The following is a 14,821-nucleotide window of genomic DNA, read 5'->3' as shown; positions in this document are numbered from 1 at the left end:
TTTTATTTCTAATCTACTATTCATATCAGAAAACAAACAAATTGGGCGGATTTTATGAAATTTTACTCAAAGCTTTCTTTAATCAGAATCAGACTATTGGCTTTGAAAATTCCCAACAATGAAGGAAAAACAACGAAATTTTGCTGGTGAATGGGGGTTACGTGAGCCTGCTCCAATCAAAAATAAAAGAAGGAACAGGCGTAAACCCAATATTCTGATAAAAAGTGCGGATGACTATAAAAGCTGCGATAAACGATTCAAATCTGACTGAATCGCACCGGCCGTGACATCACGCCCTGCTCCCGGGCCACGAATGACCAAAGGATTATCACGATACCAGCGGCTTTCTATGGCGAACACATTATCTCCCGGTAATAACGAGGCTAAAGGATGCTCTGAACGCACAGCTTCTACCCCAACTTTAGCTTTGCCTTTAGCATCAAAGCGGGCCACATAGCGTAGTACCATGCCCATTTCACGCGCGGCATCCAACCGTTTCTGCATCTGCTCATTGATAGCAGAGCTGTTTTCAAAAAACTCGTCAATCGAGCCAACGTTGGCTTCTGGTGGTACAAGTGATTCTATCCGTACCTGATCCGGCTCTATCTCATAACCCGCCTCACGAGCCAGAATGACTAGCTTACGCATCACATCCTGACCTGAAAGATCAACACGGGGATCAGGCTCTGTCAGCCCTTGTTGCCATGCCTGTTCCACCAAATCGCTGAAAGGAACTGTGCCATCAAATTGGAGGAACAACCACGATAATGTGCCAGAGAAAATGCCGCTGATGGACAGGATTGTATCGCCGCTTTCCCGTAAATCCCTGACGGAATAGTTAATAGGTAACCCTGCACCAACAGTTGCGTTGTATAGCCAGTGACGACCTGTCTTTGCAAAAGCATCCCGGATCATGCGATAAGTATTACTGTCGGAAGCACCGGCCGCTTTATTAGCACTAATCACATGGAAACCATAACTGGCAAAATCGATGTAGTTGCTCGCCAATTCTGCACTCGCCGTCACATCAAGAACGACCAAATCATCATAAGGGTGTGCCCGCATCCACAAAAACAGCTCATCATCTTCATGAGTGTTGGCTTCATCATTGAAGAATGCCAATGCCCGGCTTGCATCAATCCCCTGATAATTCAGCAGGCTTCGGCGACTATCAACAATGCCTGCCAGAATGAATTCAAAATCACTGCGCGCCGAGATATTTTTCTGTTCACGCGCAAACAGCTCCAGCCAACGTGAACCAATATTTCCTTTTCCAAACAGAACTAAACCGATCTGTTTTTCTGCCCGGAACAAACTCTGATGTAACCCCTGAATCAGATGTGATGTCTGACCCAAACGCAGTACAGCAACCAGACTGATATCATCTTCAGCATGCCAGATAAATTCAACCGGCTGATCTTTAAGCTGCTGATAAAAACGGTGGCTATGCAACGGATTTTTACATACACCCGCCCCAACCAACGCAACCAGCGAGAACCCTTCGCGCAGAGAAAGTTTTCCCGGCAAAGAGGCATCCTGTAATACTTCGAAGGCACTATTAACTATTTCAGAAGTATAACAAAGCTGAATCAAATTACAGTCAGTATGCAGCCCCATTGCCAACGGCTTGATTTGGGCACGCTTCAGTAATGAGTCGATATCTTTATAAGTTTGTTTAAAATCGAGGGCAGAAAAAAGGTGTAACTCAATCAGACAAACATCATCGTGGCTGGTCACAATTTTTGCGCCCATCCCTGATGCCAGAACCCGTTCAATACGGGTAGAACCCTGTTCAGGCTGGTAACTGCAACGTAATTGTAAATCGATATCACTGAGCGAAACAGGCTGTAATGTTCGGGTATGAAGTACAGGAGCAGCCAGACGTGCCAGCTCACTGGCTTCATCCAGACGCAATAATGGCAACAGGCATGCATCGCTGACTTTACGTGGATCTGCACTGTAAACCCCAGCCACATCACTCCAGATTGTCACTTTTTTGGCACCTGCTAATGCCCCAACCTGTGTAGCCGAATAGTCACTGCCATTACGCCCTAATAATACGGTTTCTCCTTTTTGATTACTGGATATGAAACCTGTCACCACCAGACGCTTATCAGAATTCTCACCTAATAACCGGCTCAATAAAGGCTGGGATAAGATAACATCGACCTGCGGCTGAGCCGCCCGCTCAGCCCGCAGGAACTGACGCGCATCCAGCCATGCGCTGGGAATACCCTGAGATTCAAGCACTGCGGCCATCAGGCGGGCAGACCATATTTCGCCATGACCAACAACTTCAGCGTAAGTAATATCACTCACCGGTTTATCCAGTAATGCACTCAGCCTTTCCAAATCAGCAATAAAATCTGCGATCAGTGTTTCGGCGGCAGCTTCTGGCAACAATCCCCGGATTAATTCCTGCTGATAACGCCGTAAGGCCTGCTGTACCTGATGGGCTGAAATACGGTCATTCTGGCTCAGTTTCAGCCAGTCAATCAGCTGATTCGTCGTACTCCCCGCCGCCGAGACCACCATCAAATCACCCGGCTGGCTGTAGTTCGCCATAATATCCGCAACCCGCTTATAACATTTCACGTCTGCAAGGCTGCTACCGCCAAATTTATGTAACTGGCGGCCAGATTCCGCCCCCGCTATTGCCAGTTCAACCATAATGAATGCTTACCTCGTTGCCGCTGCCTGAAATGCACTATCCAGATCAGCAATTAAATCCTGACTATCTTCTATTCCCACCGAGATACGAAGAAGTGAATCCGTAATTCCCGCCTGTTTCCTTGCTTCTGCCGACATACCGGCATGTGTCATTGTTGCGGTATGAGAAATCAATGATTCCACACCACCCAGTGATTCGGCCAGCGTAAATAATTTTAACTCAGATAAAAAGCCACGCATTGTTTGCTCATCACCAGCAAGTTCAAAACTCAGCATCGCACCGAATCCAGCCTGCTGGCGGCGCGCTATTTCATGGCCCGGATGATCTTTCAGCCCCGGATAATAGAGTTTTTTCACCTGTGGCTGCTGTTGCAGATATGCCGCAATGGCCGCCGCATTATTTTGCTGTAGAAGTACCCGGGCTGATAATGTACGAATTCCCCGCAACAGCAAATAGCTGTCAAAAGCCCCGCCTGTTACGCCGATATTATTCGCCCACCATGCCAAATCCTCGGCAATGGCGGGATCTTTAGCAATCACAGCACCCGCAATTAAATCAGAGTGCCCATTCAGGTATTTTGTACAGGAATGAACAACCAAATCGGCGCCCAAATCCAGTGGCTTCTGTAAGACGGGACTCAGAAATGTGTTATCAACGACCGTTAATGCGCCGGCTTCACGAGCCAGTTCACAGATATATTGGATATCCACGATCCGCAGTAACGGATTACTGGGGGTTTCAATCAGTACCAATTTAGGTTTTTGGGCAAGAGCCTGCTTCAATGCTGTTTCATCCGACTGATCCACAAAAATAACATTGTAGGCTCCACGGCGGCTTAAACTGTCAAACAGACGATAACTCCCGCCATAACAATCATGGGGAGCCACCAGCAGATCTCCCGGCTGTAAGAATACCGTGCATAACAAGTGAATCGCTGACATCCCACTGCTGGTCAGCACCGCTCCCGCACCGCCTTCCAATTCAGCCAGAACCTGCTGGACAACATCACGCCCGGGATTACCTCGCCGGGAATAGTCATGCGCTCTCGGTTCATTGAATTCCGTGAAATTATACGTACTGGAAAGATAGACGGGAGGGACAACGCAGCCATATTGTTCGTCAATATTTATACCACTTTGAACTGCAACCGTTGATTGTTTACAACCCGCTATTTGTTTACACCCCACGATTTGTTTAAACCCCATAGCTCTACCCATTATTGTATTTTAGGAGTGACAGAAGAATAACCTCCAGAAATATAGACGTCAACACATCTAGACATCCAAAAAAATTTACGCTTTAATTATACAACCCGTCTATTACCCCTGTTTTGATATCAGATTAGGGCATATTTTCTGAATTCCTTAACCGTAGCGATATAGTCGATAGGGGAAATATGCTAAAATGCGGGATTATCGACACGAACATAGTTCAGAAATAATTTCTTTTATTTCTGATTTCAATTGCTTGATTTAAAACTATTTAAGGTATCTCATGGCTGAGTGGAATGGTGAGTATGTCAGCCCTTATGCTGAACATGGCAAAAAAAGTGAACAAGTCAAAAAGATTACAGTTTCAATTCCATTAAAGGTATTGAAGATACTGACTGATGAACGCACCCGCCGTCAGGTAAATAATCTGCGTCATGCAACAAATAGCGAATTACTGTGTGAAGCATTTCTCCATGCATTCACCGGACAGCCTCTGCCTAACGATGATGATTTACGCAAAGAGCGTCATGATGAAATTCCTGAAGCAGCCAAAGAGATAATGCGCGAGTGTGGGATCGATCCCGATACTTGGGAATATTGATATCTCTTTTATCTCAAGTCGTTGTTTATATGCGGTACTGCGACTTGAAATCAATCAGATGTAGGCAGTTAACATTACATTCGTTTAAAACAAAAACGCCCGGCGTATACACCGGGCGTTTTTGTTGGCAGTAAGAATTACTTCTTAGCACCTGGAACGCTGAAACGTTTGTTAAAGCGATCAACACGACCACCAGTCGCAACGTCACGCTGCTTACCAGTGTAGAACGGGTGGCATGCACCACAAACGTCCAAGTTCACATCGTGACCGGTAGATTTGATTTTGATAACGTTACCGCAAGAACAGGATGCAGTAATTTCTTCGTATTTAGGGTGAATACCTTGTCTCATGGGGAAAACCTCTGTTAAGGCCGTGTCGCTATCCGGCCTTATTGCCGCCAGACACCACACGTCGTGTTGATTAAAATAAGTTCGGTAATTTTGATACCAAAGGCGGCGGATCATACAGAATATCGTTTTATTGCGCAATGAAATCTGCTGAGTTGCTATGATACTCTTTGTTTATATGTTTGCCATTAATCATCCGGAAATCACTTTATGACTGTTGTTCAGGTTGCGTTACCTGTCCCTTTGGCCCGCTCTTTTGATTACCTGTTACCCGAAGGATTGCCCGTTCCTGCTCTTGGAATACGGGTGCGAGTGCCTTTTGGCAAACGCAGTGCAATTGGTGTTGTCACCGGGATCACCGACCACAGTGAATTCGCTCCTGAACAACTTAAATCAATTACTGAACTTCTTGATGAAGCTACCCTTTTCCCTGACGATCTCTGGCAATTGCTCCAATGGTCTGCCCGCTATTATCACTACCCGCTCGGAGAAGTTCTTTTTCATGCTATGCCTGTTTTGCTGCGGCAGGGCAAACCAGCAGAATTTTCCCCGCTCTGGCAATGGCAAATTACAGACACCGGCCAGAAAGTACTACCAGAGCAACTTAAACGCTCCGCCAAACAGCAACAGGCATTAGCCAAACTGCGCCAGCAGTCAATTTATCGCCATCAGGTTTCTGAATTGGAAATCAGCGAAAGTGCACTACAGGCACTGAAAAAAAAGGGGTTCATTGATTTGCATCCGGTACAGCCGGAAACTAAGAACTGGCAGGAACATTTTCAGGTTATCGGCGAACGGCTGAAACTCAACACTGAACAGGCCACCGCAGTTGGCGCTATTCGTGCAGAAGATAAAACTTTCGCGCCTTGGTTACTTGCTGGTATCACGGGTTCAGGTAAAACCGAAGTTTATCTGAGTATACTGGAAAATATTCTGGAACAGGGAAAACAGGCACTGATTTTAGTCCCTGAAATTGGCTTAACACCCCAGACTATTCGCCGGTTCAGAGAACGTTTCAATGCCCCTGTCGATGTACTGCATTCAGCTCTAAATGACAGCGAAAGATTATCGGTCTGGTTAAGAGCCAGACGGGGCGAAAATGCGATTGTCATCGGCACTCGCTCCGCACTGTTTACCCCTTTTGCCCACTTAGGTGTCATCATTATTGATGAAGAACATGACAGCTCCTATAAACAACAGGAAGGCTGGCGTTATCACGCCCGTGATCTGGCAGTATTCCGGGCCAAAAAAGAGAGTATTCCCATTATTCTGGGAACCGCAACACCTGCCCTGGAAACACTGCACAATGTACAGCAAGGTAAATATCGGCAACTCACTTTGACAAAGCGGGCAGGTCACGCCCAACCAGCCACTCAACACCTGCTTGATATGAAAGGATTACCGCTGACTGTCGGTTTATCTCAGCCACTGATTAACCGCATTAGTGAACATTTAAAAGCCGATAATCAGGTTATCCTGTTCCTGAACCGGCGCGGTTATTCACCTGCCCTACTCTGCCATGAATGTGGCTGGATAGCAGAATGTCAGCGTTGTGATCACTATTACACGCTCCATCAGAATCATCGCCATCTGCGCTGCCATCACTGTGACAGCCAACGACCCATCCCACGCCAATGCCCACAATGTGGGACAACAAATCTCATTCCGGTGGGGCTGGGAACAGAGCAACTTGAAGATGGTATCAGCCAACTATTTCCCGATATTCCGGTTACCCGTATCGATAGAGATACCACCAGCCGCAAGGGAGCTTTAGAACAACAACTGGCTGAAGTTCATCAGGGAGGAGCCCGCATTCTCATCGGCACCCAAATGCTGGCGAAAGGCCACCACTTCCCAGATGTCACACTCGTCGCTTTACTGGATGTTGATGGGGCCCTGTTTTCTGCCGATTTTCGTGCCGCTGAACGCTTTGCACAACTATATACTCAGGTTTCCGGCCGGGCAGGACGCGCTGGCAAGCAGGGAGAGGTCGTCCTTCAGACTCACCATCCCGAACATCCGCTTTTGCAGGTATTGCTGGAAAAAGGCTATGACGCATTTGCCCGGCAAGCAATAGAAGAGCGCCAACAGGTTCTTCTGCCTCCTTTTGTCAGCCATATCATGCTGCGCTCAGAAGATCACGATAATCAGCAGTCTCCTGCTTTTTTACAGCAAATGCGCCAACTGTTTGAGCAACATCCCCTGTATAATGACCAGCTGTGGATTATGGGCCCTGTTCCCGCCTTACAGGCCAAACGCAGTGGTCGTTATCGCTGGCAATTGCTGGTACAGCATCCTTCGCGGATTTTTCTCCAGAAAATGATGACTGAGGTCTATCCGGGCATTACAGCGCTGCCTCTGGCACGTAGAGTAAAATGGAATGTTGATGTCGATCCGACTGAAGGCTAATAAAAAAACGCGGCCATAAAAATTCAAAACTAAGCAGAACCCCATGAAAAACAGTGAAACTTATTTCCTTAATTTGCGAAGCAGCTCTAATAAATGATGCGTATCACATTTTTTATGCAAACAAAGTAACAGCTTGAACTGTTAATCTGTTTAAAATGGATTTATTAATATGACTGTAGAAAACGAATCCGCCAGCGTTTCCCCACAGAAATGGCTGGCGTTTTTTGTCGTTAATTTTTTAAATTTACGGATATACCCAATGGATTTCAAATTGCATCGCGGCGGCAAGGGAGCGAGTCCCCGGGAGCATAGATAACTATGTGACCGGGGTGAGTGAGCGTAGCCAACAAAGAGGCAACTTGAAAGACGAAGGGTATAGCAATCGTTTCACTGCCAGTAGAAAGCGAGGAGCGGCTATGGAAAAAAAGAATTGTGCATTGGCGACAATGAAAGATGTAGCCAAAGTAGCTGGTGTTTCTACCGCAACTGTATCAAGAACGCTAATGAATCCTGATAAAGTTTCTGCACACACCCGCCAAAAAGTAGAAAATGCCGTACTGGAAGTGGGTTACTATCCCCATAATCTCGCCAAAAATTTAAGGCGGAATGAATCCAGAGCCATTCTGGTCATTGTGCCTAATATCTGCGACCCTTTCTTCAATGAAATTATCCGTGGCATTGAAGAAGCTGCAGCCCAACATGGTTATCTGGTTCTCATTGGTGACTGTAAACACCAGCAACAGCAGGAACATGCCTTTATTAACCTGCTTATCACCAAACGCATTGATGGCATGATACTGCTCGGCTCAAACATTCCATTCGATGTGTCCAAAGAAGAACAGAAAAACATGCCTCCTATGGTGATGGCCAACGAATTTGCGCCTGAGCTGGAACTTCCTACCGTCCATATTGATAACCTGACCTCTGCTTTCAATGCCACGCATCACCTGCAAACACTGGGCCATAAGCGCATCGCCTGTATCACCGGCCCAGAATCAATGCCTTTGTGCCAATATCGGCTTCAGGGTTACATTCAGGCATTACGCCGTGCCGGTTTGCCTATCCGGGATGAATACATTATCAAAGGCGATTTTACGCACGAAAGTGGCGCCGAATTAGCAGAAAAGCTGCTTACCCTAACCAACCCACCCAGTGCTATTTTCTGCCATAGTGATGTCATGGCAATCGGAGCAATGTGGCAAGCTAAAAAAATGGGGTTAAAATTACCAGAAGATCTTTCCATTATTGGTTTTGATAATATCAGCACAGCGCAGTATAGCGATCCCCCTCTGACAACCGTGGCACAGCCATGTTATGAAATTGGGCATAACTCAATGCTTTTGCTGCTGGAACAACTTCAGGGCCGTATGGTTTCGAAAGGTTCACGATTACTGGATGCCGAACTTCTTATTCGAGGAAGCACTTGTTCGCCTAAAAGCTAGGCAAAGAAAGGCATGTTCAGTAACATTAGGTTTCTATTCCTTAATTTTTTAATAACTCAGCGAATTAAATACAGTGGCACAACGAGATTATGTGGGGCGCGGGCATTCTAATCCCCGCAAAAAAGGGACTGGTAAGAAAAAAAATCAGGCTAAAGGGCTGCCTAAAACATTATTAGTCATTGCTGGAGCTCTGGTCGTCACATTTATTGGCGGGCTTTATTTCATCGTACACACTAAACATGAAAGTGAAAAAAATATACCGCCAGTTGCTCACCAGCCTAAAGGCCATAGTCTGCCACCAAAACCAGAAGAACGCTGGAGCTATATTAAAGAGCTGGAAAACCGACCTGTAGGTCTGCCATCCATTCAGGATCCATCGCCAATATCCGGTCAACCAACCAACCGGCCAGCAGAATTAACCCCAGAGCAGCGCCAGTTACTTGAACAAATGCAGGCTGACATGCGTCAGACGCCTGTCCAATTGGCTGAAGTTCCCTATAACAGTGAGCCAGTACCCCGCTCACGTGTGATTATCAATCCCCCGTCACAACAGCCGCCTTCAGAATATGCTCCACAGCAGAATAAGCCGTCTGTGCCACTACAATCACCTCAGGCTCAGGTGCCTCAATCACAAGTACCTAATGAAACCAATAAACCCAAGACAGAGCCGAATGGATCCCGATTAATGTTACAATGCGGTTCGTTCCGTACGATGGAACAGGCAGAATCTGTCCGTGCCAACCTTGCACTGGCAGGTATTGAGAGTAAGATCACAACTAAGGACAGTTGGAATCGGGTGGTATTAGGGCCGTATAAAAACAGAGAAAGTGCAGAAAAAATGCACAAGCGTGTGACTAATACAGGTATTCCCAGCTGTATTCTCCGCCCTGCAGGGGGTTGAAAAACAGGAAAGTTCCCCCCATCTTGATTTCTAATAACGTGCACACGCTGTTTTTGATAAACAATGTGGCTTACAGCCAAGGTTTTAGTAAGCAAAAGTATCGTGTGTACCATCTTCTATTTTGTAACCAGGGGCTAACTCGTGACTACAATCGTAAGTGTTCGCCGTAATGGCCAGGTCGTCATCGGTGGTGATGGACAAGCAACAATGGGCCATACCGTTATGAAAGGCAATGTCCGTAAGGTACGCCGCCTTTATAATGACAAGGTTATCGCGGGTTTTGCCGGCGGTACCGCTGATGCCTTCACCCTGTTCGAGCTGTTTGAACGCAAACTGGAAATGCATCAGGGCCACCTGACCAAAGCTGCTGTTGAACTTGCAAAAGATTGGCGGACAGACAGAATGCTCCGTAAGCTGGAAGCCCTGCTTGCTGTTGCAGATGAAAATGCCTCTCTGATTATTACAGGTAATGGTGACGTCATTCAGCCAGAAAATGATCTCATCGCTATTGGCTCCGGTGGCTCATATGCACAGGCGGCTGCACGCGCCATGCTCGAAACTACTGAACTCAGTGCCCGGGAAATCGCAGAACGCGCCCTGACTATCGCTGGCGATATCTGTATCTACACCAACCAAAATCATAACTTCGAAGAACTGCCTTCAAAAGCGTAAGGATAGATAGCATGTCTGAAATGACTCCTCGCGAAATTGTCAGCGAACTTGACAACCACATCATCGGTCAGGATAAAGCCAAGCGTGCTGTTGCCATCGCTCTGCGTAACCGCTGGCGTCGTATGCAGTTGGATGAATCACTGCGTTATGAAGTGACACCGAAAAATATTCTGATGATTGGCCCAACTGGTGTGGGTAAAACCGAAATCGCCCGTCGTCTGGCTAAACTGGCCAATGCGCCTTTTATCAAAGTAGAAGCAACAAAATTCACTGAAGTGGGTTATGTCGGTAAGGAAGTTGATTCCATCATCCGCGATCTGACTGATGCGGCAGTAAAAATGGTGCGCCTGCAATCCATTGAAAAAAACCGCTATCGTGCTGAAGAACTGGCAGAAGAACGTATTCTGGATGTTCTGTTACCACCAGCGAAAAACAACTGGGGACAAGCTGAAGAGCAGCCAGAACAATCCTCTACCCGTCAGGCATTCCGCAAAAAACTGCGTGAAGGTCAGCTGGATGAGAAAGAGATCGAGATCGAAGTGGCCGCTGCCCCGGTTGGTGTTGAGATCATGGCTCCTCCGGGCATGGAAGAAATGACCAACCAGTTGCAGTCTATGTTCCAGAACCTGTCTGGTCAGCGTCAAAAAAGCCGTAAGATGAAGATCAAAGACGCATTCAAGCTGCTGGTGGAAGAAGAAGCTGCGAAGCTGGTGAACCCTGAAGAGCTGAAACAGCAGGCCATTGATGCTGTTGAACAGCACGGTATCGTCTTTATTGATGAAATCGATAAAATTTGTAAACGCGGTCAAACCTCCGGCCCGGATGTTTCCCGTGAAGGAGTCCAGCGCGACCTGCTGCCACTGGTTGAAGGCTGTACGGTTTCCACCAAACATGGCATGGTAAAAACCGACCATATTCTGTTCATCGCTTCCGGCGCATTTCAGGTTTCCAGCCCTTCCGATTTGATCCCGGAACTACAGGGCCGTCTGCCTATCCGCGTCGAACTGGAAGCATTGACTACCGAAGATTTTGAACGCATCCTGACTGAACCAAATGCTTCACTGACAGAACAATACAAGGCATTAATGGCAACAGAAGGCATGCATATTGAATTTACCACTGATGGTATTCGCAAAATCGCAGAAGCAGCATGGCAGGTGAATGAAACAACCGAAAATATTGGTGCCCGTCGTCTGCATACTGTTCTTGAGCGTATGATGGAAGATATCTCTTTCGACGCCAGCGAGTCTCAGGGCCAGTCAGTTGAAATCAACGCTGACTACGTCAAAGAACACTTAGACGAACTGGTCGCTGATGAAGATCTGAGTCGATTCATCCTGTAATTGATCTGGATCCTGCTTAGTAACAGTAAAAATGAAATGGGAGGCTTGCCTCCCATTTCTCTATTCTGCTTAAATCAAAATTTATCACACATGACATATTTGATGACAATATGAACTCAACAACGACAAGCAGTCAAATGCAGGCATGGCTGGAAAGTTTGCGTCCGAAAACCCTCCCGCTGGCGATAGCTGCCATTATGACCGGTTCAGCTCTTGCTTCATGGACCGGTCATTTTAGCTGGCCTGTGGCATTATTAGCCCTCCTGACTGCCTCCCTGCTACAAATTCTGTCTAACCTCGCCAATGATTATGGTGATGTCGCCAAAGGCAGTGATACCGAAAAGCGTATCGGCCCAATGCGAGGTATGCAGAAAGGCCTGATTACCGCCCAACAAATGAAAACCGCACTAAAAATTACCGTGCTACTCTCCTGTTTGTCAGGCATTGCTCTTATCACCGTAGCCTGCCATAGCTTCGGCGATATTATCGGTTTTCTGGGATTAGGTTTACTGGCAATTATTGCAGCCATTACTTATACCGTTGGTGCCAAACCTTACGGCTATATGGGGCTGGGTGATCTTTCAGTCCTGATTTTCTTTGGCTGGCTCAGTGTCCTTGGCACGTATTATTTACAGGCCCATACTTTTTCCTTAAGTACCATTCTGCCAGCAACTGCCTGTGGTTTACTCTCCGTAGCTGTGCTGAATATTAATAACCTGCGGGATATCGAAACAGACAGCCAGAATGGCAAAAATACTCTGGCAGTCAGACTCGGTGGCAAAAAAGCTCGTTATTATCATGCTGCTCTGCTTACGGGAGCTATGGTCTGTTTTATCGCCTTTACACTTCTGTACCTGAACAACAGCGGGTATAGCTGGTTATTTTTGCTGGCCTTCCCAATGCTATTGAAGCATGTACTACAGGTTCTGCGCGATCCAACAGCCGAAGGTATGCGCCCTCAATTAGTACAGATGGTCAAAGTGGCACTCCTGACCAACATCCTGTTTTCAATTGGACTGATACTTAATTAAGCGAGTACATATCAATTTTATCCTCACGTTTTAAGATTGATGATTTTGCCAACGCTAGTCTTAAAAGGATATACTGTCCGTTCCTTGCATAAACCAGACGTAAATCCCATGAAATATGATACTTCCGAACTTTGTGATATCTATCAAGAAGATGTGAATGTGGTAGAGCCATTATTTTCCAACTTTGGTGGGCGTACTTCATTTGGTGGTCAAATCATCACGGTGAAATGTTTTGAAGACAACGGACTGCTCTATGACTTGCTGGAAGAGCCGGGACGCGGGCGCATTTTACTGGTTGATGGTGGCGGATCGGTACGCAAGGCTCTGCTCGATGCCGAGCTGGCCCAGCTTGCTGTCAATAACGAATGGGAAGGCATCGTCATTTATGGTGCCGTGCGTCAGGTTGATTACCTTGCTGAATTTGATATTGGTATTCAGGCGATGGCAGCAATCCCTGCTGGCTCAAGCAATGAAGGCATCGGGGACAGCGATATCAGAGTGAATTTTGGCGGAGTGACTTTCTTTTCCGGTGATTATCTTTATGCAGATAACACAGGAATGATTTTGTCAGAAGTTCCGCTGGAAATAGATGGGAATGAGGATAATGATGAAGTGTAATAGATTATAATCCAGCTATCACTCCTGATAAAAAAGGGCGCAATAATTATCGCCCTTTTTTTTGCAAAATAATTTCTGCAAAACTATCTTTCGGTAAAGTCAGCGGGCACTTTATTGCACGTCTTCCATTTTACCCAACAAGGTACGTAAGCGTTCTTGCCATGCTGATTGTTCTTGTTTGAGCTGCTCATTTTCACGTACCAGTGAATCACGGCTGTCTGTCGCATTCTGGACATCCTGAGATAACACTGCGTTCTGTTCTTTTAATTCTTCGATTTCCATTTGCAGCAAAGTAATGGTATCAATTGCCTGCTGAACTTTAGATTCCAGCTTTTCAAAAACTTCAAATGACATTCTCGAGCCCCTCTTATAAGCAATGCCTTGATTGTATTTAGCCTGTTAACGCCTGTCTAGTTTCATACTTCTAATGTGTGGCATATACCCTTCATCTTGCGAGCTACCTCCTTATTTATTACGCGAGGTAACCCTAAATTTACCGGGTATGACGAGAAATATAGCGACTAATCCTAAATGAAGATAAGATCACATTTCAACGATGAATAAAACCCCAATTAAATGCGAATTCGCTCATTTTGTTGACGCAACACGCAGATTTCAATTTCGCTATTTCTCGTTTCCGCTCATTAACGATAAATTCACACCACCTTTCTCTGCGTGCTCAGAACGCAGCAAGAAATTAATCTCCTCTCTGTATTTTTATAGGATGTAGATATGAGCCAGATCACCACTCCAACATTATCAGGTCAATGTATTTCAGAATTTCTGGGTACAGCATTGCTTGTTTTCTTCGGCTTAGGCTGTGTTGCTGCTGCACGTCTTGCAGGAGCACAACTTGGACAGTGGGAAATCAGCATTATCTGGGGCTTTGGTGTTGCCCTAGCTGTTTACCTTACTGCCGGAATTTCTGGTGCACACCTTAATCCCGCAGTAACTATTGCTCTATGCCTATTTGCCAGTTTTGACAGAAAAAAAGTGCTCCCTTACATCATTGCCCAAATGCTGGGCGGTTTTGTCGCCGCAGCTATTGTCTATATGATGTATTACAACCTTTTCCTTGATTATGAGCAAGTTCACAACATTGTTCGTGGGTCGCAAGAAAGTCTTTTCACGGCTGGCGTCTTTTCCACTTACCCTGCAACACAAATATCCGTATTCCATGCATTTATTGTTGAAGTTATCATCGCGGCTGTTTTGCTTTGCCTGATTCTGGCTCTGACAGACGATGGCAACGGTATTCCACGTGGCCCTTTGGCACCATTGACTATCGGTATTCTGATTGCCGTTATCGGTGGCTCTTTTGGCCCTCTGACCGGGTTTGCTCTGAATCCCGCTCGTGATTTTGGACCTAAATTAGTTGCTTATCTTGCTGGATGGGGAAATATTGCTCTGACCGGAGGTCGGGACATCCCTTATTTCCTTGTTCCATTGGTAGCCCCCATCGTTGGTGCCATTCTGGGTGCATTTGGTTACCGCAAATTAATTTCCCGCCATTTACCACGTGAAAATTAGTTTTGCCTATATTTAGAATATGATAACAGATTAAAAAATAAAAAA

Annotated in this window: 13 protein-coding genes; 9 read left to right on the top strand and 4 right to left on the bottom strand. The window is 46.2% G+C overall.

Annotated elements, in window-relative coordinates; genetic code table 11:
• Nucleotides 1-234: 234 nt before the first annotated feature.
• A complete protein-coding gene (locus tag AAC855_RS09835) occupies nucleotides 235-2,670 on the bottom strand; it encodes a bifunctional aspartate kinase/homoserine dehydrogenase II (protein WP_340609375.1) in 2,436 nt (811 codons plus the stop codon).
• 9 nt (nucleotides 2,671-2,679) lie between these two features.
• Nucleotides 2,680-3,876, bottom strand: a complete 1,197-nt coding sequence (gene metB / locus AAC855_RS09830; RefSeq protein ID WP_340609374.1) for a cystathionine gamma-synthase — start codon at nucleotides 3,874-3,876, stop codon at nucleotides 2,680-2,682.
• A gap of 289 nt (nucleotides 3,877-4,165) precedes the next feature.
• Here metB and metJ point away from each other — a divergent pair, with 289 nt between their 5' ends.
• The gene (gene metJ, locus AAC855_RS09825; protein WP_340609373.1) at nucleotides 4,166-4,483 is read left to right on the top strand and encodes a met regulon transcriptional regulator MetJ; all 318 of its coding nucleotides are present in this window, start codon (nucleotides 4,166-4,168) and stop codon (nucleotides 4,481-4,483) included.
• 137 nt (nucleotides 4,484-4,620) lie between these two features.
• Here metJ and rpmE read toward each other — a convergent pair whose 3' ends face one another.
• The gene (gene rpmE, locus AAC855_RS09820) at nucleotides 4,621-4,833 is read right to left on the bottom strand and encodes a 50S ribosomal protein L31 (protein ID WP_099111252.1); all 213 of its coding nucleotides are present in this window, start codon (nucleotides 4,831-4,833) and stop codon (nucleotides 4,621-4,623) included.
• A 207-nt stretch (nucleotides 4,834-5,040) separates the two neighbouring features.
• Between rpmE and priA the strand changes: the two genes are divergently transcribed.
• The 7 genes from priA to rraA all read left to right on the top strand — a co-directional run bounded on the left by priA (nucleotide 5,041) and on the right by rraA (nucleotide 13,246).
• Nucleotides 5,041-7,239, top strand: coding sequence for a primosomal protein N' (priA, locus tag AAC855_RS09815; protein WP_340609372.1), 2,199 nt, complete (start codon nucleotides 5,041-5,043; stop codon nucleotides 7,237-7,239).
• Nucleotides 7,240-7,655: 416 nt separating this feature from the next.
• A complete protein-coding gene (gene cytR / locus AAC855_RS09810) occupies nucleotides 7,656-8,681 on the top strand; it encodes a DNA-binding transcriptional regulator CytR (RefSeq protein WP_340609371.1) in 1,026 nt (341 codons plus the stop codon).
• Between the two features lie 73 nt (nucleotides 8,682-8,754).
• Nucleotides 8,755-9,582: a cell division protein FtsN gene (gene ftsN / locus AAC855_RS09805; RefSeq protein WP_340609370.1), complete on the top strand. Its 828-nt coding sequence runs from the start codon at nucleotides 8,755-8,757 to the stop codon at nucleotides 9,580-9,582.
• Nucleotides 9,583-9,723: 141 nt separating this feature from the next.
• The gene (gene hslV, locus AAC855_RS09800) at nucleotides 9,724-10,254 is read left to right on the top strand and encodes an ATP-dependent protease subunit HslV (RefSeq protein ID WP_099120862.1); all 531 of its coding nucleotides are present in this window, start codon (nucleotides 9,724-9,726) and stop codon (nucleotides 10,252-10,254) included.
• An 11-nt stretch (nucleotides 10,255-10,265) separates the two neighbouring features.
• Nucleotides 10,266-11,597, top strand: coding sequence for an HslU--HslV peptidase ATPase subunit (hslU, locus tag AAC855_RS09795; RefSeq protein ID WP_340609369.1), 1,332 nt, complete (start codon nucleotides 10,266-10,268; stop codon nucleotides 11,595-11,597).
• Nucleotides 11,598-11,707: 110 nt separating this feature from the next.
• The gene (locus tag AAC855_RS09790; protein ID WP_340609368.1) at nucleotides 11,708-12,628 is read left to right on the top strand and encodes a 1,4-dihydroxy-2-naphthoate polyprenyltransferase; all 921 of its coding nucleotides are present in this window, start codon (nucleotides 11,708-11,710) and stop codon (nucleotides 12,626-12,628) included.
• Between the two features lie 108 nt (nucleotides 12,629-12,736).
• The gene (gene rraA, locus AAC855_RS09785; protein ID WP_340609367.1) at nucleotides 12,737-13,246 is read left to right on the top strand and encodes a ribonuclease E activity regulator RraA; all 510 of its coding nucleotides are present in this window, start codon (nucleotides 12,737-12,739) and stop codon (nucleotides 13,244-13,246) included.
• Between the two features lie 111 nt (nucleotides 13,247-13,357).
• Here rraA and zapB read toward each other — a convergent pair whose 3' ends face one another.
• Nucleotides 13,358-13,600 carry a cell division protein ZapB gene (gene zapB, locus AAC855_RS09780; RefSeq protein WP_099111244.1) on the bottom strand — a complete coding sequence of 81 codons (243 nt, stop codon included), beginning with the start codon at nucleotides 13,598-13,600 and terminating at the stop codon, nucleotides 13,358-13,360.
• 378 nt (nucleotides 13,601-13,978) lie between these two features.
• Between zapB and AAC855_RS09775 the strand changes: the two genes are divergently transcribed.
• Complete coding sequence (locus tag AAC855_RS09775) at nucleotides 13,979-14,776, top strand: MIP/aquaporin family protein (protein WP_340609366.1); 798 nt, start codon at nucleotides 13,979-13,981, stop codon at nucleotides 14,774-14,776.
• The last annotated feature ends 45 nt before the right edge of the window (nucleotides 14,777-14,821 follow it).

Origin of the sequence: Xenorhabdus bharatensis (assembly GCF_037996705.1) — a bacterium.
GTDB classification, from domain to species: Bacteria; Pseudomonadota; Gammaproteobacteria; order Enterobacterales; family Enterobacteriaceae; genus Xenorhabdus; species Xenorhabdus bharatensis.
The sequence above is the reverse complement of the archived record's forward strand: the minus strand, read 5'-3'. Positions and strand labels throughout refer to the sequence as shown.